Consider the following 22,445-nt stretch of genomic DNA (forward strand, 5'->3'; position numbering starts at 1 on the left):
GATAGATGGTGTCTAACAATTGGGGTGCAGTTCAAGCAAGGTGGGTTTTTGTCTATAGTTTCGAAAACTCTTCAACCAATTCCCCAAATCGTTTTAAGGAATTTTCAATTGGGTAGGACGTCATCAAATCAACTCCGGTTTTCTTCAATAATTCAAGCGGGTAATCGGAACTTCCACTTTTTAAAAACTCAATATAGGAATCCAATGTTTGCTGATCCCCTTCCAAAATCTTCGTTGCCAAATGAATCGCCGATGCAAAGCCTGTTGCATATTTGTAAACATAAAACGGACGGTAAAAATGCGGAATCCTTGACCAGCCATACTTTACTTCCTCATCAAAAACAATTTCATCTCCATTATATTCACGGAATAAGGATTCGTATAATTGGTTAAACACTTCCACATTTAACGGTTTCCCTTGCTCAGCCATTTCATGCGTTTTCATTTCAAACTCAGCAAACATAACTTGAGTGAAGAAAGTTCCTTTAAATTGATCGATAAAATGATTAAGTAAATGCCTCTTGATATCAGGATTTTTTTCAGTGTTTAATAAATAATTAATTAACAATACTTCGTTCACCGTTGAAGCTACTTCAGCTACAAAAATACTATATCTTGCTGTAATTTGTGGTTGATATTTAGAACTGAGCCTACTGTGGACTCCATGACCGCATTCATGTGCCAAAGTAAACAAACTGTCCAAATCATCTTGATGATTCAATAAGATAAACGGATGGACACCGTACACACCAAGATTATAGGCACCTGACCGCTTTCCAGGTGTTTCATGAACGTCAATATATCTTCCGACCTTAAACTCACTTAAGATGTTGATATAATTTTCACCCAATGGAGCTAATGCTTTACACATAATCTCAAATGCTTCATCATAAGAAATCACCTGCTTAACACCGCTTACGAGCGGAACACTTAAGTCATACTGACGAAGTTCTTCAAGTCCCAATTTTTCCTTGCGAATGCGTGTATAGCGGTGCATCGGAGCAATATTGTTTTTTGTGGTTTGGATCAGATTTTCATAAACCTCTTTTGGAACCTTATCACCAAATAACGCTTTTTCGAGCGCAGATGGGTATTGACGAATTTTTGCCAGCTTTACATTATTTTTTATCGCGGCTGAAAGTGTGGAAGCAATCGAATTTTTCAACTGTACATATGGCTGATAATAAGCCGTGTATGCCTCTCTTCGCTTTTCCCGGTTCTCATCCTCAATTAATTTTGAATACATCCCACGAGTGAGTTCCACCTTTTCCCCATTTTCTTTCGTCACTTCACCAAACTTAATATCCGCATTATTGATCATTCCAAAAGTATGACTCGGAACGGAAAGTGCTTCACCTAATTGAGAAAGAAGTTCTTCCTGCTCTTTACTTAATACATGCTGCTTATAGCGGAATGATTCAAGAAGATCTTCTTTAAAGTATTCTAAGCCATCTTCGGATGCAATATAATCATTTAATGTTTTTTCTTCCAAGCTCAATAAGAATGGCATGAAAAAGGAAGTAGATGAACTAAATTTCACACTTAGCTGCTTTGCCCGGTCCAAGTAAACCTGAGAAGAAGTTTCTCTTGTATCCTCGTCCACTTGTAGCATCGCAAACGCATATAATTTGTTAAAATCAAAAGATAACTCCTCACTCAGTTTCAAATATTGATACAAGAAGTGGCCATCCGTTATATTTCCGTCAAATTGTTTAAGTTTCTCTGCCATTTTCTCAATATGCTGGTAATCTTCTTCCCAAATGCTTTCGTCCGCGTATAAATCAGCTAAATTCCATTTTTCATGTACGGGTATTTCTTTTCGATCTGTATAGGTTGTCATATTAGGACTCCTTTTCCACAATTTTCTTAGTTACTATTATCACATGATAAATGACATAATTAAAATATTTTACTTCTGTTTTACCCTATTTATTACCAGCCCTTTCTTGGCTTTTTTTCTGTTACAATTTTTAAGGGAAATACATGTAGGAGGAATCGAAACATGAAAAAACGCACAATCCTCCTTACACTGGTAATCTTGATTACCTTTACAGGAGGATTTTTCTCAGGAATCTTCTATACTAATAAAAACACAGAACAAACAAAAACACTTAAAATAGATCAAGCGCCAAGTTCGGCGGTAAAACCGGGACAAAAGCCAGTTTCAAAATGGGAGCAGCAGAAGAAAAAATCAAAGGTCCTAATCAGCTATGTCCAGGACTTTCGTGATCCTAATGTTGTCGATTATGCAAAAATGACTCACGTGATTTTTTCTTTTGCTCATCCAATGAAAGATGGAAGTATTGCATTAAATGGTAATACAGCATTAATGAATCTCAGGACAATGGTTAAAAAAGCACATAGCCACAATGTAAAAGCCATAGTTGCTGTTGGCGGCTGGTCTCATATGAATGGTGGGGAATCCTATGAATATTTTAAAGCAGCTATTTCTAATCCTGTTTCCCGTACAAAACTAGTGTACGAGCTTACAAGTTTAGCAGACCGGGAAAAACTTGATGGAATTGATATTGATTTTGAATTCCCGCGTTCCTCGGCAGATGCACACAACCTAGCTATTTTTACAAAAGAGCTCAGCGAAAAGCTACATTCTAAAAAGAAAGAACTATCGATGGCAGTTTATTCAAAAATTCATGCAGTTACCGGCACTGTAATAGGATTTGTTGTGTATGAGCCTTCCATGTTTCAATATACCGATCATGTTAATATCATGGCGTATGACGGGCAATGGGACGGCGGTTACCACGCTTCTAACTTGTCACCATATCCATACACGGAGAAAATTGTAAACTATTGGACGAACCTTTTTAAAACAAATCACTTATCAACTGAAAAACTTGTGTTGGGGGTTCCAGCATATGCACAGCCGGTAAATCCAAAAATTAAACAGGTTTCCTATGCAGCAATTATTCATAAAGATCCGGCCAATGCCACTAAGAATGTCGTGAAAATGAACGGTACTACCTATTACTATAATGGTGGAACGACAATGAAACTAAAAACCAAGCTGGCGCTTGACCATGGCTTCGGCGGAATGATGATGTGGGAAGCCGGCCATGATGCCAAAGGTCCAGAAAGTTTAACCAGTGCGATTTTTGATGCTTTGAATGAATCAAAACAATATACGTATAAGCAGTAATGACATAAGCAGTTATCTTGTAGCCGATAACTGCTTTTTTGATTATATTTCCTTTAAGAATTTAGTTATTTCGGCAATGAGTACATTAGGATTTTCATACATACTCATATGTCCTGAGTCTTTTATCACTTCTTGCTTAATATTCGGTTTAGACACGGAAAAAGTCTTTTCTTTCGGTATTATTTGATCATCTTCACCGGCAATTAACAAAACGGGAAGAGTTGTATTATCTAACACAGAATTTCGATCCGGCCTATTTTTCATGGCAGCTAATGTTCCAATCGCTCCATCTGGTGGAGTGGTATACCCGATCTGTTTTGCCATTTCAACGTATTCAGCTTTCTTTTCAACATTTTCTGGTGAAAAGAGCTTTGGAACTAACCCATCAATGAGAGCCCGAATTCCGGACTGTTTAACCTTATCTGCATTCGCATCCCTCCCCTTTTTTGCCTCTTCAGAATCCGGGAAGGCGGTTGAATGAATAAGGGAAAATCCATTTAACCGCTCACTAAACTTCTCCGCAAAAGCAAGTGCTATGTACCCTCCCAATGAGTGGCCAAACATCGTTATCTTATCTATCTTTAGATTATCTAAAAACTCTTTGATGACGTCTGCAAAAAGTTCAATGGATTCACTATCTTTAAATACAGAGGTTTCACCATGACCCGGCAGATCTGGAGCAATAATCCGGTAATTTTTTGTTAAGCTTGGAATAACTTCCTCCCAATAACGGCTGCTTCCGCAAAAACCATGAAGGAGAATTATGGGTGTTCCATTTCCTTTATCGATATATGCAATTGTTCCATTTTTCAATTCAATAGATTGGGCTTCCATTTTAATGTCACATTCCTTTCTAAACCATTTAAATTCTTTTTGTTTCCCCGCCATTTATTGAGTAACTAGCATGGATATCTGCACTTAATGAATGGGATACGGAACAATATTTATCCATAGAAAGCTGGATGGCACGAATGACCTTATCTTCAGGGAGGTCCCCTTCCAATGCATAATGAATAAGAATTTCTGTAAATTTTTTCGGATGTTCGTCGGCCCGATGACCCTCTACTTCCATGAAAAATTTAGAAGGATTCAACCGCATTTTTGTCAATATAGAGATAATATCAATCCCTGTACAGCCTGCAACAGCATTAAGCAATAATTCAGTCGGCCTTGCTCCGCTATTCGTACCTCCTACTTCTTCTGCAGCATCCATTTTGATTTCATGACCGGATGGTGTCGTACTCGCAAAAGCCATTTTTCCTGTCCAATCTATTTTTGTCTTCACTAGTAAAACCCCCTAATTTATTAACTAAAAATTTTTATGTAGTCAATTTCCATATTAGTACAATTCATATCATAATATTCCAAACTAGTATTGATTTTAAACAAAGAAAAAACAGACCAATAATAGTCTGTTTTTAAAATTAATCATCCAAATTGCCAAACACTATGACTCAAATTTCCATAGCGGAAACTTCTATGGAGTAATTCTGCTTTTTTTGTATCATCCGCTGCTCCCAATGCATAAAAAAGCGGAACAAAGTGTTCATTTCCATAAGGTGGAACCGCATATGGAGCATTTGGAGCAAGTTTCTCATAATTGAAAAGAGTATCTACATCCCAATTTTTCAAATGAAATGCTAGCCATTCATCAAATTCAAGTGCCCATGAATCAACTTGGCCATTATCCGCCCATTTCACTGCTCTAAGGTTATGAACAGTTCCACCGCTCCCAATGATTAAAATATCCTTTTCTCTTAAAGCTGCTAAAGATTGACCAATTTTATATTGCTCTTCTGGTGTAAGATTTGGATTAACAGACATAGCAATAACTGGGATATCCGCATTAGGATAAAGCAAACGAAGCACTACCCAAGATCCATGATCTAAACCTCGAGTTGTTTCAATTTGAAAAGGTACCCCATTTTGGGTGAACAATTCTTCGATTTCTTTTGCCGTTTCCAATTGGCCTTTTGCTGGATATTGAATTGTATATAAAGCTGGGTCGAAGCCACCAAAATCATAAATGGTGGAATAGGTATCGACCTCACTCACTTTTTGAACATTAGACTCCCAATGAGCTGAAAACACAACAATCGCTTTTGGGCGTGGCATCGATTGTCCCAACTGGGTGATAAACTGTGTATACTCATTGTTTTCAATTGCGAGCAACGGAGCTCCGTGTGCGATAAATAGTGATGGCATCATGTTATTTTCTCCTCACTTTTAAAATTAAACAGAAGTTGAATTCGTTTTTTGTCCTTTAACAATTAGTGAATCGATTGAAAACAGTTTACTTCCATTGATTGCGATAAAGATTGCCATTGCCAGGAATGCAAGATCTAATTCATAACCAGCCATTTGACCATTCCCTAAAAATCCGACAGCTAATTTTACTTTTAACGTTGCCCCAGCCATTAACAAAACAAATAAGGCTGCAACTACTCTGCTTCCTAAACCAATGACAAGGAGAATACCTCCAAGGATTTCAAATGAAGCAACGACATAAGCCATAAATCCAGGTAATCCCATGCTGCTGAACCAACCGGCAATATTTTCAATCCCGCCTTGGAACTTAGCTAAACCATGAATGAAAAATGTTATCCCTAAAATTACACGTAATATAATCGTACCAACCTCATATTTATTTATCATTTTTTCTTCCTCCCTATTTTTCCACTTTTTTTAAAAAAATTAATTCTTTAAACTGTCTGCGATCCATTCCATGAAGTCCTGCTGGTTCCTCAAGGAAACGCTATGGCCTTCATGGTAGGTTTTGAAGGTTACTTGTGCCCCTAAGTCGCGAAAATATTCTTGATTTGCAACTCCCCATTCATAGGGAAGAACCTGATCCATATCACCATGGGAAATAAATAAGGACAGATCATTTACTGGTTTGATTTCATATTCTTCTTTAACAAATCCAGGAATATATCCGCTGAGTGCAATAATTCCTTTAATTCGATTTCCTAACGTCAATCCGAGCGTCATAGAAACAATTGCCCCTTGACTAAAGCCAAGAAGGTACAAATGATTTGAATCGATTGGATACTGTTCGCTTACATAATCAATAAAACTTGTTAGCTTACGAATCCCTTCATCAAATACCTCTCGATGCGGTTTTCCATACCCTTCAATCGTAAAAAAAGCATAGCCAGGCGGTTGTGTTAAATGTCCCCGAACACTAAATATGAAAAACTGCTCATCCAGCCCCTCTACTAAAGTCAGCATATTTTGTTCATTGCTGCCGATCCCATGCATTACAAACAAAGCTGGATAAGTTTTGTTTGGATCAACATGTTTTGGTTTTCTTAGTTCATAAATCAACGGTGAACTCATACTTAATCATCCTTTCTTTTGCTTTACTACTAAGTTGGCTATTTATCAACATTAAAATCCACGGCCTGATGTATTTAAATAGTGATAATAAATTCATATTACAAAACTTATAGAGATATTTTGTTTCTTAATATGAATATTATTTATTTATAAGATAACAATATACTTTATAGATTGTCAATTGTTTTTTTGCTAATATATAAATATGTTTCATAATAGAAAACTTAAGAGGTGGTACTTCTGGATATTGGAGCAAAAATTCGGGCAATACGAAAGAGAAAAAAAATCACCATTGCCCAAATGTGTGAAGGTACGGGGCTTTCAAAGGGATTTATCAGTAATGTCGAAAACAATAACACATCCCCATCCATTAATACCCTGCAAACCATTGCAGAATTTCTTGATGTTCCTATGCCTTATTTATTGTTAAAAAAAGAACAGCATATGCGGGTAGTGAGAAAAAATGAACGATCTCAAACAACGTATAATACGTTAAAAATCGAACATATCTCATCTAAGGGTGGATTGCGTATGATGAGTGTGGAGTTCCCGCCAGGAGCATCCATGGGAGAAGCCAATGCACATGAAGGAGAAGAATGTCATTTAGTTTTAGAAGGAAAGGTTCTCGCGGAGCAGGGAGAGGATTCCGTTATTTTAGAAGAAGGCGATTCCTTCAGTTGGAATGCAAGTGTTCCTCATTTTGTTAAAAATATCGGAGCCACAATAGCAGTTGTATTAATTTCGATTTATTCAGATACAGAATTGAAGGATCTATTTTAAAAATTGGCTCTGTTAAATTTGGTTGTTGATTTCCGCTCCAGGCGCTTCGCTTTCCGTGGGCGGTCCGGGGAGCCTCCTCGTCGCTTCGCTCCTGCGGGGTCTCCCCTGACCCGTACTCCCACAGGAGTCTTCGCGACTTCCGCTCCAATCAACAGTGTTAATAATCAACATTGACCTTTAACATAGCCTAAAAATTAAAACAGCTGCGAAAAGCTTCGCAGCTGTTTTAATCATTTTTAATTCCGCACCAAAAATTCTTCCATATATTCTCTATTCTTGGTTTCATCTTTTCTACACCATAAAAGGATAATTCAATAAATATCCCGTCAATTAAACAATAGAAGGACATAATAAAATCTTCGATATTTCCTTTTCGAATTTCCCCTTTTTCCATTCCTGCTTTAATAATCGAACGAAGAATATCAGACATTTCTTCTTCCGAACGGAAAAACTGGTTATGTAATTGCTCCTTTAATAGCTCAGGAGGGAAAACCATTGCTCTGTTTAAAAAGGAGGATTGGTCCTCAAACTCAATATAATACTGAAAAGTTACCGTAAGAATCTGATTTAACTTCTCTTTGGCCGATAATTCCTTAATACTATCCATTATGTTTTTTATTTTTTGTACATGAAACAACAATATATTTTCATAAATTGTTAAAAAAATCTCTTCTTTACTTTTAAAATGGTTATAAATTGATGGCTTTTGGATTCCTACTGTCTTTGCGATTTCTGCTAAACTGGTTCCCTCATATCCATTTTTTGCAAAAAGAGCTAATGCTGCTTCAAGAATCTTATCCTTTGTCATAACTGTCCCCCAAAAAAATAACATCTTTCGTCAATTATAAACCTTAATGATGTCAAAAGTCTAAAGGAGACAGTTAAAAAAGTTCTGTTTTAAACACGAAAACAGAACTTTTTTATGTTTATACCGTTTCTTTTTTAATCTTCAAAGTTGCTAAACTAGCAAATTCATGTACAAGCGTAGCCGCTAACAATGAAGTAATTTGTGTCGGGTCATACGATGGCAATACTTCCACTAAGTCAAAACCGATAAAATTGAAATCAGTTAAAGAACGAACCATTTTCAAAGTTTCGAGGCTATTATATCCGCCTACTTCAAGTGTCCCTGTCCCAGGTGCACAGGACGGATCCACAAAGTCGATGTCGAAAGTTAAGAAACATGGCGTATCGCCGATTACTTCTTTCATCTCCCGTAAGATATCCGCAAAGCCTCGTTCATGAATGTCCGGAGTGGTAATGACGTTGTAGCCTAAATCATAGCTTGCCTCTAAGTCCCCAGGATGGTTTAATGTCCCCCTAATCCCGATTTGAAATACTTTATTAGGAATCAATAAACCTTCTTCATGCGCCCGAATGAATGGGGAACCATGCCAGTATTTTTCATCATAATAGGTATCCCATGTATCTGTATGGGAATCAAAATGAATCATTGCCACTGGACCATATTTCTTTGCTGCAGCACGGAGGTTTGCCAATGTAACTGAATGATCTCCTCCAAGCCCAATTGGGATGATATTTTGATCCATTAATTCAAACATCGCATCTTCAATTAATTTATAACTGCGATGGATATTGTGTGGGATGACGGAAACGTCACCGATATCAATTGCATTGGTATCATCAAATGGGTAAACCTTATGAATTGGATGATAAGGAAATAACGTCATCGAAGCTTGGCGGATAGCCTGTGGAGCAAAACGAGCTCCAACACGGAAGGAAGCCGCAGTATCAAAAGGCATCCCGACAATTGCCAGTTTCGCGTCCTCTTGAGATGATGGTAATCGCATAAATGTTCCGGTTGTGCAAAATTCTGGTTTCACATCAGGGGTTAATGGATATTTCATATTATTAGTCTCCTTGAAATCATATATTAACTACCGGTAGTTAGTTTAATTAAATTATAAGGTGACAGTATTGAATAGTCAAACAATTCTTTAAAAAAATATTTACATTTCAATAGATTTATAGGATGAGCCCAACAATTTTCCTAAATAATTTGCAGGAATTTGTCAGTTTTAGAGGAATATATTATTAGAATTTAAAAAGGAGGAAGATTAAATGAAGAAGTTTTTATCTTTATTTATGGCTGGTTTTATTATTCTATTAATGTTTGTTGTGCCTGGCAGTCCGGTAAAGGCGGATTGCGGATGTAATGTTTCACCCATTGTAGGGGCTGAAAAAAATAAAATTGTTGCAAAATTAATAAGTAATGAAGAGTTTAAAAAAGTAAAACTGAATTCAATCCACGAAGGATATTCATGGAAAGGCGTAAAAGCTATTGAGGTTATAAAGGATAATGATAATGGTATTATATTAGTAGGTGTTCCTTTTATAAATAAAGATGGTTCTGTCGAAATGTTTGCTTTTATGGATGGACATTTTCTCGGTATTTCTCCCAGTCATTAATTTTGCTTAATGGTGTAAAAGTCACAGCCCTTTTACACCTTTTTCTATGCCCGCAAACATTATGATAAAATAACGTTACCAAATACGGACGGTGGATGTAATGGAAAATTATTCTGAATTAGTAACAAAACAACGACAATTTTTAAAAACCGGAAAAACAAAGGATGTTTCCTTTCGAATCCAAGCCTTACAAGACCTCAGGAAATTGATCCGCACCAATGAAAAAGAAATCATGTCTGCATTGAAAAAGGATTTAAATAAAAGCGAATTTGACTCCTATATAACAGAAATTGGAATTGTATTAGAGGAGATCCGTTTTACTCTTAAGCATGTTAGAAAATGGGCCAAACCTAGAAAAGTAAAAACTGGAATTGCCCAAATAGGTTCCAAAAGCTATATCTATCCTGAGCCATACGGAGTCACATTGATTATTTCACCATGGAACTATCCTTTTCAACTGGCGATTGCCCCGTTAATAGGTGCGGTTGCAGCAGGAAATTGCGCTATGTTAAAGCCTTCAGAACTAACACCGGAAACCTCCAAACTATTGGCAGTATTAATCTCTCAAACCTTTCCTGAAGAGTATATTACGGTTGTCGAGGGTGCCGTGGAAACAAGCCAAGCATTATTACAAGAGAATTTTGATTATATCTTCTTTACCGGTAGTGTCTCGATTGGAAAAGTAATCATGGAAGCAGCAGCAAAAAATTTAACCCCTGTTACATTGGAGTTGGGTGGCAAAAGCCCATGTATAGTTCATGAGGATGCTAATTTGAAATTAGCGGCAAAACGCCTTGCCTGGGGGAAATTTTTAAATGCTGGGCAAACATGTGTTGCTCCAGATTATCTTTATGTCCATAGAGGGGTTAAAAATGAATTTTTAAAAGAATTCGTATCCGTCATTAATGAACTATATAGTGACAATGTATTTAACAGCGGAACATTTACAAAAATTGTTAGTGAACGGCATTTTAACCGTTTGGTCGGTTTTATTTCAGATGGAAATGTATATTATGGTGGAAATGATGATTTAGGGTCTCTAACGATTGAACCCACCATTCTTGATAAAATTTCGTGGAAGGATTCCATCATGCAGGAAGAAATTTTTGGGCCCATCCTCCCTGTCTTAGATTATGACGATGCAGAGGAAATGGTTGAAAAAATAATTGCCCGTCCAAAGCCGCTTGCACTCTACCTTTTTTCAGAAAGCTCTGAATTTCAAGCATCGATTTTAAACCAGATTTCCTTCGGCGGTGGCTGCATTAACGATACCGTTTATCATCTCAGTTCCCCTTATCTTCCATTTGGCGGCGTGGGCGAAAGCGGTATTGGTGCCTACCACGGAAAAGGCAGCTTTGACGTCTTTTCCCATGAAAAAAGCATCCTAAAACAAACAACTTCCTTTGACCTGCCCTTTCGCTATCCGAACCGCAAAAATGCATTAAAACAAATCAAGAGATTTATAAAGTAAACCCAGCCAATCGGCTGGGTCTACCTTTTAATTTGCAAAAATAAATCATCATATTTCTTCGCCAAATCAAAGTCTAATGCAGTTAGCCCTTTTGCATGCCAAGAGGTAATCTTTAAGGTAACCAGTTTATAGTCAATTGAAATAAACGGATGGTGATTAACCTTCTCAGAAAGATTAGCCACTTGTTGAACAAACTCCACACCATTTAAATATTCACTAAACCGATACTTTCGTTCGATCCATTTTGTCTCTGTCAACTTCCAACTAGGCACAATAGCTAATCTCTCGTGAATTTCCTCTTCTGTTAACTTTTCCATTACCTCTCCCCCTCATAAACGAAGACACTACTTTAAAAAAGAAAGCAGTGTCTTTTTTTCCCCTAGCTGATTTGTTCTTCATTATTTTCCAAATTTATTAATAACCGTTTATTAGGAATTTGTGTTAGATTAGCCTTTTTTAATAAGTAAGACAAATGTTCGACCGGCATGGAACCTCTACCTTTATTTTCTCCAAGACAAAATTGAACCGTGATTCCGTTGTTACTTGTTATCGTCATTGTTTCCGCGGAATTGAAATTCCCTTGAATACCTTGAGAAATTTGATATTTTGTCCCTTCTTCTATTAGCATTTGATAACTCCTACTCCTTTAATTCATTTGCTAATAGTATGCCTCGACCAAATTTATACATACATAATTTTACCATATTCAGAAATAACTTTCTCCCAATATTAAATTATCTTTTTCAAATAATTATGATAAGTTTCTTCGAAAAACCTTTCATTTACCAGCTTTCATTCTGTGTTTCTGTGTTATAATGTTTTTCGGCATAAGTATATAAATACTAAATGCGGGTGGGAGAGGGAGAATACGAAAGTGTGATAAAAAATGAAAGGAGTTTTCAAGCTTAAAGAACACAAAACTAATTTAAAAAAGGAGGTTATGGCAGGGTTTACATCATTTTTTTCCATCGTCTATATTATTGCAGTAAATGGACATATTTTGCATGATTCAGGAATGCCGCTGGAAGCAGGAATTATCGCAACCATATTTGCATCGCTTGCGGGGTGCTTACTCGCTGCCTTTGTACCTAATGCGCCATTAATGATTGTTCCAGGAATGGGCATCAATGCTTTATTCACGTATACCTTTGTTGGATCACTTGGATTGAGTTATCAGGAAGCCTTAGGAGCAGTAACCGTTTCAGGTGTGTTATTTGCGATTATCGCTTTTTCCAAATTAGCTTCAATTATTTCAAGGTCGATTCCAACGTCATTAAAGGAAGCTATCACCGTAGGAATTGGCTTGTTTATCGCCTTTATCGGCTTGCAAAAAAGCGGCCTGATTGTCGAAAATCCCAATAATTTCGTAGCATTAGGTGACTTGTCGTCTCCAATTGTGCTTGCCTCGATCATTAACCTGGTGATAACCTTGTTTTTATTTTTGAAAAAGGTTCCGGGGAATTTTTTAATTAGTATTATTTTGGGTACTTTGACATCCTATTTTTTAGGTGTGATTAATTTTTCCCATATGGACAAAGGGTTCATTTCAATTAACGAGTATCGAAATGTTTTCATGAGCTTTGATTTTGGAAAAATAGCAACCATTCCATTTTGGACTGCGACCTTCTCATTAACACTGGTATTGGTGTTTGAGAACATTGGAATTCTCCATTCTCAGGTGGATGGCATGCTAAAAGCGCCTGAGAAAAACGGTAAAGCATTGCGTGCAGTCTCCATTTCTGCGATTTTATGCGGACTTTTAGGTACCAGCCCTCCGGTTTCAACGGTTGAATCGGCTGCAGGGATTACTGCTGGTGGAAGAACAGGTCTAACCTCTGTCGTAACAGGTTTCCTTATTTTAATGTCCCTTTTCTTCCTGCCTTTGATTAAATTGGTTCCAAATGCGGCCATCGCACCTATTTTGATTATTTTGGGCGGATTAATGTTAACGAATATTGTAAACATCGATTTTACGGATTTCACGGAAGCATTTCCTGCGTTTTTAATCATCCTGATGATTCCGTTAACTTATAGTATCGTGGACGGAATTGCCTTTGGATTCATTGCCTATCCGTTAGTTAAACTGTTTACAAATAAACACAAGCAATTGTCATTACCAATCTTTATTATTTCATTCTTATTTTTAACGAATTTCCTGCTACACTATGTTGGATAGCATGAAACGAAAAGAGAGGCTCTCGCCTCTCTTTTTATTCTTTATCAGCCAATATTTCCTCAAAGGCATAAGAGACTTTTGTAAATTCTTCATCACTTTCAATCGCTGATAAATCGCCTTCTTCATCCACTTTTAGGAAGAAAATATCGATATCTTCATTGGTTTCCTCCCTTACGTCTTCTACAAAACCAACGGCTGCATAGTCTGTTCCTTCAATTGTTAAAACGGCCAGTACTTCTACTTCTTGCCCCTCATCATTCGCTTCACCAATCGTAAATACTTCGCCTACTTCAACTTTTTCCATTCTGTACTTCTCCTCTCTTTTCACAATTTGCATCTAGCAACAGTATCTCCAAACTAGGAGTTTTTTCATGCTAAAATTGTCCGATTTTGTATTTTATATTACTAAAATTGTCATTTCTTGCGCTTTCCCAGGAAAATCATCGGGAAATATTTAAGTGATAGAAAAAACCTATATCGAATAGTTGAGTTATGAAGGACTTTTTGTATTTCTTCAAAACTAGCTTCCATGTTCTCTTCAAAAAATGAATCCTTATCTGTAAGATAAATAATAACTAAAATGTATTAATTTATACTTATTGACAATTAGAAATTACAGAAAAAGAAAGTATGATAAAAGAATACTAAAAAAGATGGGGTATAAAAAATGGAATGGGATCAAATCAATTATTTTCAAACTGTAGCAAAGGTTCAACATATTACACGTGCGGCTAAGCTATTATCCATTTCCCAGCCTGCTCTTAGCCGTTCCATTGCGAATCTTGAAGAAGAGTTAAATGTGCAGCTTTTTGATCGCAAAGGCAGGAATATTTATTTAAACAGATATGGAGAAATGTTCTTAAATCGTGTAGAACAAGCTATCAAGCAAATTGAGATAGGAAAAAAAGAAATATCAGATGAAGTGCATCCAGATTATGGAACTATTTCCCTATCGTTCTTGCCCTCACTTGGCATAAGTGTAGTCCCAGAAATTTTAAGCACGTATAAAAAAACCTGTGCCAATGTTAAGTTTCAGCTAAACCAAAATTCGAATCGGCAGATCGTGGAACAATTAAAATCGCGGAAAGTCGATCTTGCCTTAATCTCGATGCATCATGAGGAGAAAGAGATTTTATGTACACCACTTTTAACAGAGGAACTATTTTTGATCGTTTCAATTGACCACCCGCTTGCTGATTATCATGAAATTGATTTAAAAATGATAGAAAATGAACCATTTGTCTCCTTTAAAGATGTGAATGAACTGCAATCCATTATATATCATTTATGCCAAGAGGCCGGTTTTTCTCCAAACATTGTATTTGAAGGTGAGGATATTGGTACAGTATCCGGTTTAGTAGGTGCAAAATTAGGCGTTTCATTAGTACCGGATATACAAGTCTTGGATAAAAGCAAGATCAAGCTTATTCGTGTAAAAAATCCAATATGTCATAGAGAAATAGGAATTGCTTGGTTAAAGGATAGGTACTCTTCACCTGCTGTCGAACGGTTTATTGAATTTGTTTTTCGTTTATTTAAAATCACATAAAGAGCAAATGGATAAAGAGTTAACACCTGCTTTTTCAACTAAACAATCAAATAACAAGATTAATATAATCTAAAATATGTATGAATTTCCATGTTCAAGCATGCTACAATGGGTACAATACGATGTTAGAATTATTAATTTATTATAGGATTAGATTAATTCTAATTATTTTGTAAATATGAAAGGACTGATCGTCTTTGAGTCTGACAACAAAAAAAATTAAAAAAGTTTTAGTAGCAAACCGTGGGGAAATTGCTATTCGGATTTTTCGGGCTTGTACTGAGTTAGATATCCGAACAGTTGCAATTTACTCAAAAGAGGATACCGGTTCTTTTCATCGGTATAAAGCAGATGAAGCCTATTTAGTCGGGGAAGGAAAAAAGCCAATTGAGGCCTACCTTGATATTGAAGGAATAATCGAAATTGCCAAGACACATGAGGTTGACGCTATTCACCCAGGCTATGGTTTTTTGTCAGAAAATGTAGAATTTGCGAAACGTTGTGAAGACGAAGGTATCATTTTCATTGGACCTAAATCGGATCATTTACAAATGTTCGGCGATAAAGTGAAGGCACGCCACCAAGCAATTCAAGCCAATATTCCGGTTATTCCCGGAAGTGACGGACCAATTTCCAGCATAGAGGAAGCTAGAGTGTTTGGAGATCTGCACGGATATCCTCTCATGATTAAGGCATCTCTTGGCGGCGGGGGTCGAGGAATGCGGATTGTACGAGATGAAGGCAGCTTAAAAGAATCGTATGATCGGGCAAAATCCGAGGCAAAAGCAGCGTTTGGAAACGATGAAGTCTATATCGAAAAATTTGTGGAAAACCCCAAACATATTGAGGTACAGATATTAGGTGACCATGATGGAAAAATCGTTCATTTATATGAACGAGATTGTTCTGTACAACGCCGCCACCAAAAAGTGGTCGAAGTTGCGCCAAGCGTTTCATTACCTGAAGACTTGCGCCAAGTTATATGTGAAGCAGCTGTTCATTTAATGAAAAACGTTTCCTACCTAAACGCTGGAACAGTAGAGTTTCTTGTGACAGATAAAGAATTCTATTTTATTGAAGTTAATCCGCGGGTACAGGTTGAACATACGATAACCGAAATGATTACTGGTATTGATATTGTTCAATCACAAATATTAATTGCAGAAGGGTTTTCATTACATAGTAAAGAAGTGGGAATTCCAAAGCAAGAAGATATTCAAGTGCATGGGTTTGCGATTCAATCACGAGTAACGACAGAAGATCCGTTGAACAATTTTATGCCCGATACGGGAAGGATAATGGCCTACCGTTCAGGCGGAGGGTTTGGGGTACGTTTGGACGCAGGTAATGCCTTTCAGGGTGCGGTCATTACCCCTTATTATGACTCCCTTCTTGTAAAAGTAACAACATGGGCATTAACCTTTGATCAAGCTGCCGCGAAAATGGTTCGAAATTTAAGAGAATTCCGGATCCGAGGAATCCAAACCAACATTCCATTCCTTGAAAAAGTGGTGCAGCACGAGAAATTCCTCAAAGGTGACTATGACACATCGTTTATCGATTCAATACCGGAGCTGTTTGTTTTCCCAAAACGCAAAGACCGTGGGACAAAAATGCTTTCCTATATTGGAAACGTGACGGTAAATGGTTTTCCGGGAGTGGCTAAAAAGAAAAAGCCCCTTTTTGATAATCCAAGATTGCCAAAAGTAAGTCAATCTGAACCGTTTCCAAATGGAACGAAACAAATTCTTGATGAAAAAGGTCCTGTTGGAGTTATGAACTGGATTAAAGAACAAAATCAAGTATTATTGACCGATACAACATTCCGTGATGCCCATCAATCATTGTTGGCTACTCGAGTGCGTACGAGCGATTTAATGCGAATTGCCGAACCAACTGCCCGACTACTTCCGAATTTATTTTCAGTTGAAATGTGGGGTGGTGCAACATTTGATGTATCCTACCGTTTTTTAAAGGAGGATCCGTGGTTCCGCCTATTGAAACTGCGTCAAGCAATGCCGAATACACTATTCCAAATGCTTCTTCGTGCATCCAACGCAGTTGGTTATAAAAATTATCCGGACAACGTAATCAAGGAATTTGTAAAAAAGTCTGCGCAGGCAGGAATTGATGTCTTCCGCATTTTTGACAGTCTTAATTGGGTAAAGGGTATGGAACTTGCTATTGATTCTGTACGGGAAAATGGGAAAATCGCAGAAGCAGCTATGTGTTATACAGGTGATATCCTCGATCCGTCAAGAAGAAAATATGATTTACAATACTATAAAAATCTGGCTAAAGAACTGGAACAGTCCGGAGCGCATATTTTAGGAATTAAGGATATGGCTGGTTTGTTAAAACCCCAGGCAGCATATGACTTAATTTCTGCCTTAAAAGAAACTGTTGAAATTCCGATTCATTTACACACCCATGATACAAGCGGCAATGGTATTTTCACATACGCAAAGGCAATCGAAGCAGGTGTTGATATTGTTGATGTAGCTGCAAGCTCAATGGCTGGATTAACATCACAGCCAAGTGCTAGCGCCCTTTACTATGCTTTAGACGGGCATAACCGGAAACCGCTCATGGATATTCATGGTTTAGAACAAATTTCCCAATACTGGGAAGATGTCCGCCATTATTACGCCGATTTTGAAAGTGGCATGAATGCTCCACATACTGAAGTATATGTTCATGAAATGCCAGGCGGTCAATACAGTAACCTGCAACAACAAGCAAAAGCGGTAGGTTTAGGCGATCGCTGGGAACAAGTGAAAGAAATGTATTCATGCGTAAATCAGATGTTTGGAGATATTGTAAAAGTAACACCATCTTCAAAGGTTGTTGGAGATATGGCTCTTTATATGGTACAAAACAATTTGTCGGAAAAAGATATTTTTGAACGCGGTGCGACACTTGATTTTCCGGACTCGGTTGTCGAATTATTTGAAGGTTATCTGGGACAGCCACACGGGGGTTTTCCACTTGAACTTCAACGCATTATTTTAAAAGACAAGGAATCTATAAAAGTTCGCCCTGGTGAACTCCTGGAACCTGTGGACTTTCAGGAAATTAAAGAAACCCTTTACCGTTCATTAAACCGCCCTGTCACAAGCCATGATGTGATTGCCTATGCCCTATATCCAAAGGTGTTCATGGAATACCATCAAACGGTCGAAACATACGGAGATATTTCCGTTCTTGATACGCCAACATTCTTATACGGAATGCGTTTAGGAGAACAAATCGAGGTAGAAATTGAAAAAGGGAAAACCCTTATTGTCAAACTCGTTTCCATTGGCGAAGCGAGAGCGGATGGAACACGTGTGCTTTATTTTGAATTAAATGGTCAAACGCGCGAGGTACTAATTAAAGACGAAAATATTAAAACGACTGTGCAAGCAAGATTAAAAGCAGATCCCGGTAACCAAAGCCAGATCGGTGCATCTATGCCAGGAACGGTGCTGAAACTTCTTGTTGAAAAGGGCCAAACTGTTTCAAAAGGTGATCATCTCATGATTACGGAGGCCATGAAAATGGAAACAACCATTCAAGCACCATTTAGCGGTACGCTTAAAGAAATTTATATAAATAATAATGATACCATTGAGCCTGGTGATTTATTGATAGAATTATCAAATTAAGCTCGGAAAAAATCTCCTATCACATCGATAGGAGATTTTTTTTTTGCACTCAATATAATTAATAACTTATATGCATGAATTTTATGCATATTAACAATTAGAAGTTAATTAAAAAAGAGAGTATACTGTTTTATACAAAGCTAAGTATTTATTTAAAATAAAGGAGTATCAATTAGAAATGAGTTATATTCAACGTGGGACACGCAGATTTAAAATGGTTAATTTATCCTTATTTGCTGGTGGCTTTAGCACCTTTGCCATTCTTTGGGGCACGCAGCCATTACTACCGGATATTTCAAGAGAATTCCACGTTTCTCCAGCGGTTTCAAGTTTAAGTCTGTCAGCAACAACAATTGCTTTATCCATTAGTCTCTTAATCGCCGGGTCTTTATCCGAGGTATTTGGCCGTAAATCGGTTATGACAATCTCTTTAATTGCATCGTCGATTCTTGCACTCATAACTGCATTTACTCCAAATTTTCATTTATTGCTCTTAAGCAGAATCATCCAAGGAATTTCGCTTGCCGGGTTACCTGCCGTGGCAATGGCATATTTGGGTGAAGAAATCGAACCAAAAAGTTTAGGGATGGCGATGGGTTTATACATCAGCGGGAACTCCATCGGCGGGATGGCAGGCAGGATTATCAGCGGAGTTTTAACAGATTATTTTAGTTGGCATATTGCTTTAATAGGGATTGGAATCATTAGTTTACTGGCAAGTGCTGTTTTTATGTTGTTTTTACCTAAATCGACTCATTTTGAGCCGCAGAAATTTGCCATGAAACCACTCGTTAAATCATTGTTTAGCCAATTTAAAGAACCCGGCCTCATTTATCTATTTATTATTGGATTTTTATTAATGGGAGGTTTTGTTTCTTTATATAACTATATTGGTTTTCAGTTAATCAAACCGCCCTATTCATTGAGTCAAACCTTGGTTGGATTTATTTTTATCGTATATATCGTTGGAACCTTTAGTTCAACGTGGATGGGAATGCTGGCTGATCAACATGGTAAAAGAAAAATTTTACAGTTATCTCTGTTTATTTTATTAATCGGGGTCTGTATCACCTTAAATGCCAATTTATGGGTAAAGATTTTAGGAATCGCTGTTTTTACTTTTGGCTTTTTTGCCGGTCATTCAATTGCAAGCGGATGGGTTGGAAAAGTGGCTACTCATGATAAAGCACAGGCAGCATCATTATATTTATTTTTCTATTATGCCGGTTCAAGTATTGGTGGAACTGTAAGCGGGATATTTTATAGTGATTTCGGCTGGCCGGGAGTAGTCACCATGATTATCGCCCTTGCATTGATTTCGATAGTGGTATCCATTCGTTTGGGGAATACAGGAAAAAATAAATTAAGGGTATCTTCTCATAAAAAGTTAATAAAAAGCAACTAAAATAGCGGGCAAATCCTATTGGTTTTGCCCGTTTTCATTGTCTTAAATAACCGTAAATTTCCTCCATTCTTTTGGTAAAAGCACTTGGTACTGCCGCTGTAAAAAACGGTCATCGATAAGAACAATCGTTCCATGATCTTCCTCAGAACGAATTAACCTGCCGCCAGCCTGCAATACCTTGTTCATACCGGGAAACAAGTAGGCGTATTCATAACCGTTCTTCTTTTTATTAGAAAAATGCTCCATCATCTGATTTCTCTCAAAACATAATTGCGGAAGCCCCACTCCTAACACCACTACACCATTCAAACGGTCCCCTATTAAATCGACACCTTCGGAAAAAACTCCGCCTAAAACAGCAAAGCCGATTATAGTTGCCTGTTGATTTGGCTGAAATGCCCCTAGGAAAGCATCTCTTTCTGCTTCATTCATTCCAGTAGTTTGGAGAAGTGTCTTTGTTTCTTCGTTCATTTCATTAAATCGTTCATAGACTGCAAGCATGTACTGATAGGACGGGAAAAAAATCAGATAGTTGCCCGGCCGTTTATTGAGCAATGATTGAAGCATCTTTACAATGGTCTCCTTAGTCTGATCGCGATCACGATATCTGGTTGACAAAGGTTTTATGAAAACATCGACCTGTTCCTCTGAAAATGGCGATGGAAGCGAAAGGCAATAGTCGTCCTCCCCGCCACCGAGGATATCCTGATAATAAGGCATTGGCAATAGCGTTGCAGAGAAAAATACTTTTGAGCGATACCCCTTTCCCATCTGTTTTAATAGCTTCGACGGGTCTATACAAAATAATTTGACGGAAAGATCATTTCTATTTTTTTCACCATAAATCAAATAATGTTCGTCCAGTAATTCAACGATTTTTAAGAAATTAAGAATCTTAAAGTAAGTTTCCAATAAAGTTTGGCTGCCAATGGAAAGTAAAAGAGCTTGCTCGGCAGCTTTTTCAAATAGATGAAGCTGTTCAATAAATTGTGAATCCAATTCCTTTATGACGAACTCATTTTGATCAGGGTAATCCTTTTTTAAAATAATAAATGTTGAATTTATTTTTGTTACTGCATCATAAATCGCTTTGTCTTTACCTTTGAATTCTTTCTTCAGCTGGAGAAAGGATTCTTTACTGATGGTGGCAGAGAACATTTCTCGGCCACGATCTACTAGGTTATGGGCTTCATCGATTAGTAACCCCGTTACCTTTTTCTGTTCTTCAAAAAGGCGTTTTAGAGAGACACGCGGGTCAAAAATATAATTGTAATCGCAAATAATGACATCAACGGCATAGGCAAGGTCAATTGAAAATTCAAATGGACAAACTGAATGCTTTCGGGCGTAGAATTCGATGACCTCCCGAGTCAGACTTTCCTCATTTGCTAGGATATCAAGAACGGCATCATTAATTCGATCATAGAATCCACCCGCAAATTCACAATAATCCTTTTGACAATTAGTTTCATCCTTAAAACACACCTTGTCTTTTGCCGTTATCGTAACCGACTTGATACAGGCACCACAGTTTCGCATACGCTCTAATGCTTCTTCTGCTGTTGTTTGTGTAGTTGTCTTAGCTGTCAGATAAAAAAACTTTGATAGATGTCCTTCGCCAATTGCTTTTATGGCTGGGAAAAGTGTTGAAATGGTTTTCCCAATTCCTGTTGGTGCATTTACAAATAAAGTTTTCTTCTCAGAAATTGTTTTATAGACAGCACCGGCCAATTTCCGCTGGCCTTCGCGATAAGTTTCAAATGGGAAAGGTAATTCCTTGCTGCTTTGATTTCGTTTGTTTAAATGGTCATGACAGAGTATTGCATAAGGAGCAAAGCCCTTTACGAGCTCTCTCACAAATGTCTCAAGTATAGATAAACTTAATTTCTTTTTAAAATATCTTTTCGCTTCGGATTCAACATGGACATAAGTTAATTGAACGGATATTTCCTGTAAGCCACGATCTTTTGCATAGATATAAGCATACATTTTCGCTTGTGCCCAGTGGACGGGATAGCCATCCCCTGCGATTTGGACCAACGGCTGTTTAGAAGACTTAATTTCGTCTATAATGACTTCATCATCGCGGAACAAAAGCCCATCACATCTGCCATCAATGATGAATAGTAGGTTTTCAAAAGGGTATTCCGCGCGCAGATACACTTCCTTTTGATCTTCCTCTTGATAGGTTTTCTGGATTTTTTGATGGGCTCTTGTTCCATCTAATAGAGTGGTTTGGGATCGAAAACGGTTATCGATACTTCCGCTACTAAAAACGTATTCAACTAAGGAACGCACTGAAATTTGAACTTCATACGACAAAAAATCACCAGCTTACCGATTAGGGAATGTATGTTTGTATTGATTATAGCAAATTTTGATATGTTCAACTAGTTTCATCCCGGCAGAAGCTGCATTTTTTGTGTAAAAATGCAATTTTCTAGCTTAGTATAGTAGTTTATTTGCGAATAGAACCAATTTATTTGCGAAT

At 37.4% G+C, this 22,445-nt stretch carries 20 protein-coding genes; 8 read left to right on the top strand and 12 right to left on the bottom strand.

Features of this window, described 5'->3' with window-relative positions:
* Positions 1–52 precede the first annotated feature (52 nt).
* Positions 53–1,840: an oligoendopeptidase F gene (pepF, locus tag BIV60_RS18155; RefSeq protein WP_071357120.1), complete on the bottom strand. Its 1,788-nt coding sequence runs from the start codon at positions 1,838–1,840 to the stop codon at positions 53–55.
* A 162-nt stretch (positions 1,841–2,002) separates the two neighbouring features.
* On the opposite strand from pepF, the gene BIV60_RS18160 reads away from it, so the two are divergent.
* The gene (locus BIV60_RS18160; protein WP_071357121.1) at positions 2,003–3,157 is read left to right on the top strand and encodes a glycoside hydrolase family 18 protein; all 1,155 of its coding nucleotides are present in this window, start codon (positions 2,003–2,005) and stop codon (positions 3,155–3,157) included.
* A gap of 42 nt (positions 3,158–3,199) precedes the next feature.
* On the opposite strand, the gene BIV60_RS18165 is transcribed toward BIV60_RS18160, so the two are convergent.
* The 5 genes from BIV60_RS18165 to BIV60_RS18185 form a co-directional block, all read right to left on the bottom strand.
* On the bottom strand, positions 3,200–3,991 hold the full coding sequence (locus BIV60_RS18165) for an alpha/beta fold hydrolase (RefSeq protein ID WP_071357122.1): 792 nt from the start codon (positions 3,989–3,991) through the stop codon (positions 3,200–3,202).
* Between the two features lie 28 nt (positions 3,992–4,019).
* On the bottom strand, positions 4,020–4,442 hold the full coding sequence (locus BIV60_RS18170; RefSeq protein ID WP_177177337.1) for an OsmC family protein: 423 nt from the start codon (positions 4,440–4,442) through the stop codon (positions 4,020–4,022).
* Positions 4,443–4,585: 143 nt separating this feature from the next.
* Positions 4,586–5,365, bottom strand: coding sequence for a dioxygenase family protein (locus tag BIV60_RS18175; protein WP_071357123.1), 780 nt, complete (start codon positions 5,363–5,365; stop codon positions 4,586–4,588).
* 24 nt (positions 5,366–5,389) lie between these two features.
* Positions 5,390–5,812 carry a DoxX family protein gene (locus tag BIV60_RS18180; RefSeq protein ID WP_071357124.1) on the bottom strand — a complete coding sequence of 141 codons (423 nt, stop codon included), beginning with the start codon at positions 5,810–5,812 and terminating at the stop codon, positions 5,390–5,392.
* Positions 5,813–5,851: 39 nt separating this feature from the next.
* The gene (locus tag BIV60_RS18185) at positions 5,852–6,496 is read right to left on the bottom strand and encodes an alpha/beta hydrolase (protein WP_071357125.1); all 645 of its coding nucleotides are present in this window, start codon (positions 6,494–6,496) and stop codon (positions 5,852–5,854) included.
* 240 nt (positions 6,497–6,736) lie between these two features.
* Here BIV60_RS18185 and BIV60_RS18190 point away from each other — a divergent pair, with 240 nt between their 5' ends.
* Positions 6,737–7,276 carry a helix-turn-helix domain-containing protein gene (locus tag BIV60_RS18190; protein WP_071357156.1) on the top strand — a complete coding sequence of 180 codons (540 nt, stop codon included), beginning with the start codon at positions 6,737–6,739 and terminating at the stop codon, positions 7,274–7,276.
* A gap of 226 nt (positions 7,277–7,502) precedes the next feature.
* Here the strand turns inward: BIV60_RS18190 and BIV60_RS18195 are convergent, their stop codons facing one another.
* Entirely contained in the window at positions 7,503–8,084 is a 582-nt protein-coding gene (locus BIV60_RS18195; protein WP_071357126.1) for a TetR/AcrR family transcriptional regulator, read from the bottom strand.
* Positions 8,085–8,202: 118 nt separating this feature from the next.
* Positions 8,203–9,144, bottom strand: a complete 942-nt coding sequence (gene speB, locus BIV60_RS18200; protein WP_071357127.1) for an agmatinase — start codon at positions 9,142–9,144, stop codon at positions 8,203–8,205.
* 214 nt (positions 9,145–9,358) lie between these two features.
* Between speB and BIV60_RS18205 the strand changes: the two genes are divergently transcribed.
* Together BIV60_RS18205 and BIV60_RS18210 are read left to right on the top strand one after the other, a co-directional pair.
* On the top strand, positions 9,359–9,706 hold the full coding sequence (locus BIV60_RS18205; RefSeq protein WP_071357128.1) for a hypothetical protein: 348 nt from the start codon (positions 9,359–9,361) through the stop codon (positions 9,704–9,706).
* A gap of 100 nt (positions 9,707–9,806) precedes the next feature.
* Positions 9,807–11,177 carry an aldehyde dehydrogenase gene (locus tag BIV60_RS18210; protein WP_071357129.1) on the top strand — a complete coding sequence of 457 codons (1,371 nt, stop codon included), beginning with the start codon at positions 9,807–9,809 and terminating at the stop codon, positions 11,175–11,177.
* A 20-nt stretch (positions 11,178–11,197) separates the two neighbouring features.
* Here BIV60_RS18210 and BIV60_RS18215 read toward each other — a convergent pair whose 3' ends face one another.
* Both BIV60_RS18215 and BIV60_RS18220 read right to left on the bottom strand, forming a co-directional pair.
* Positions 11,198–11,494, bottom strand: a complete 297-nt coding sequence (locus tag BIV60_RS18215; RefSeq protein ID WP_071357130.1) for a 4a-hydroxytetrahydrobiopterin dehydratase — start codon at positions 11,492–11,494, stop codon at positions 11,198–11,200.
* A 62-nt stretch (positions 11,495–11,556) separates the two neighbouring features.
* Positions 11,557–11,805, bottom strand: a complete 249-nt coding sequence (locus tag BIV60_RS18220) for a hypothetical protein (RefSeq protein WP_071357131.1) — start codon at positions 11,803–11,805, stop codon at positions 11,557–11,559.
* Between the two features lie 258 nt (positions 11,806–12,063).
* Here BIV60_RS18220 and BIV60_RS18225 point away from each other — a divergent pair, with 258 nt between their 5' ends.
* Positions 12,064–13,353: an NCS2 family permease gene (locus BIV60_RS18225; protein WP_071357132.1), complete on the top strand. Its 1,290-nt coding sequence runs from the start codon at positions 12,064–12,066 to the stop codon at positions 13,351–13,353.
* A gap of 34 nt (positions 13,354–13,387) precedes the next feature.
* On the opposite strand, the gene BIV60_RS18230 is transcribed toward BIV60_RS18225, so the two are convergent.
* Positions 13,388–13,657, bottom strand: coding sequence for a DUF1292 domain-containing protein (locus tag BIV60_RS18230; protein ID WP_071357133.1), 270 nt, complete (start codon positions 13,655–13,657; stop codon positions 13,388–13,390).
* 363 nt (positions 13,658–14,020) lie between these two features.
* On the opposite strand from BIV60_RS18230, the gene BIV60_RS18235 reads away from it, so the two are divergent.
* The 3 genes from BIV60_RS18235 to BIV60_RS18245 all read left to right on the top strand — a co-directional run bounded on the left by BIV60_RS18235 (position 14,021) and on the right by BIV60_RS18245 (position 19,954).
* A complete protein-coding gene (locus tag BIV60_RS18235) occupies positions 14,021–14,902 on the top strand; it encodes a LysR family transcriptional regulator (RefSeq protein ID WP_071357134.1) in 882 nt (293 codons plus the stop codon).
* Between the two features lie 203 nt (positions 14,903–15,105).
* Complete coding sequence (pyc, locus tag BIV60_RS18240; RefSeq protein WP_071357157.1) at positions 15,106–18,549, top strand: pyruvate carboxylase; 3,444 nt, start codon at positions 15,106–15,108, stop codon at positions 18,547–18,549.
* 178 nt (positions 18,550–18,727) lie between these two features.
* Positions 18,728–19,954, top strand: a complete 1,227-nt coding sequence (locus BIV60_RS18245) for an MFS transporter (protein ID WP_071357135.1) — start codon at positions 18,728–18,730, stop codon at positions 19,952–19,954.
* Positions 19,955–19,996: 42 nt separating this feature from the next.
* On the opposite strand, the gene BIV60_RS18250 is transcribed toward BIV60_RS18245, so the two are convergent.
* On the bottom strand, positions 19,997–22,276 hold the full coding sequence (locus tag BIV60_RS18250; RefSeq protein ID WP_071357136.1) for an ATP-dependent DNA helicase: 2,280 nt from the start codon (positions 22,274–22,276) through the stop codon (positions 19,997–19,999).
* Between the last annotated feature and the right edge of the window lie 169 nt (positions 22,277–22,445).

The sequence above is a fragment of the Bacillus sp. MUM 116 genome (genome assembly GCF_001866655.1).
Taxonomy (GTDB): domain Bacteria; phylum Bacillota; class Bacilli; order Bacillales; family Cytobacillaceae; genus Neobacillus.

Bases quoted from the DNA above. Each gene is read 5' to 3' on its own strand.
- BIV60_RS18165 (WP_071357122.1), bottom strand. From the start codon at position 3,991: ATGGAAGCCCAATCTATTGAATTGAAAAATGGAACAATTGCATATATC.
- pepF (WP_071357120.1), bottom strand. From the start codon at position 1,840: ATGACAACCTATACAGATCGAAAAGAAATACCCGTACATGAAAAATGG.
- BIV60_RS18230 (WP_071357133.1), bottom strand. From the start codon at position 13,657: ATGGAAAAAGTTGAAGTAGGCGAAGTATTTACGATTGGTGAAGCGAAT.
- BIV60_RS18210 (WP_071357129.1), top strand. From the start codon at position 9,807: ATGGAAAATTATTCTGAATTAGTAACAAAACAACGACAATTTTTAAAA.
- BIV60_RS18225 (WP_071357132.1), top strand. From the start codon at position 12,064: ATGAAAGGAGTTTTCAAGCTTAAAGAACACAAAACTAATTTAAAAAAG.
- BIV60_RS18195 (WP_071357126.1), bottom strand. From the start codon at position 8,084: ATGACAAAGGATAAGATTCTTGAAGCAGCATTAGCTCTTTTTGCAAAA.
- speB (WP_071357127.1), bottom strand. From the start codon at position 9,144: ATGAAATATCCATTAACCCCTGATGTGAAACCAGAATTTTGCACAACC.
- BIV60_RS18235 (WP_071357134.1), top strand. From the start codon at position 14,021: ATGGAATGGGATCAAATCAATTATTTTCAAACTGTAGCAAAGGTTCAA.
- BIV60_RS18160 (WP_071357121.1), top strand. From the start codon at position 2,003: ATGAAAAAACGCACAATCCTCCTTACACTGGTAATCTTGATTACCTTT.
- BIV60_RS18220 (WP_071357131.1), bottom strand. From the start codon at position 11,805: ATGCTAATAGAAGAAGGGACAAAATATCAAATTTCTCAAGGTATTCAA.
- BIV60_RS18185 (WP_071357125.1), bottom strand. From the start codon at position 6,496: ATGAGTTCACCGTTGATTTATGAACTAAGAAAACCAAAACATGTTGAT.
- BIV60_RS18175 (WP_071357123.1), bottom strand. From the start codon at position 5,365: ATGATGCCATCACTATTTATCGCACACGGAGCTCCGTTGCTCGCAATT.
- BIV60_RS18205 (WP_071357128.1), top strand. From the start codon at position 9,359: ATGAAGAAGTTTTTATCTTTATTTATGGCTGGTTTTATTATTCTATTA.
- BIV60_RS18180 (WP_071357124.1), bottom strand. From the start codon at position 5,812: ATGATAAATAAATATGAGGTTGGTACGATTATATTACGTGTAATTTTA.
- BIV60_RS18215 (WP_071357130.1), bottom strand. From the start codon at position 11,494: ATGGAAAAGTTAACAGAAGAGGAAATTCACGAGAGATTAGCTATTGTG.
- BIV60_RS18245 (WP_071357135.1), top strand. From the start codon at position 18,728: ATGAGTTATATTCAACGTGGGACACGCAGATTTAAAATGGTTAATTTA.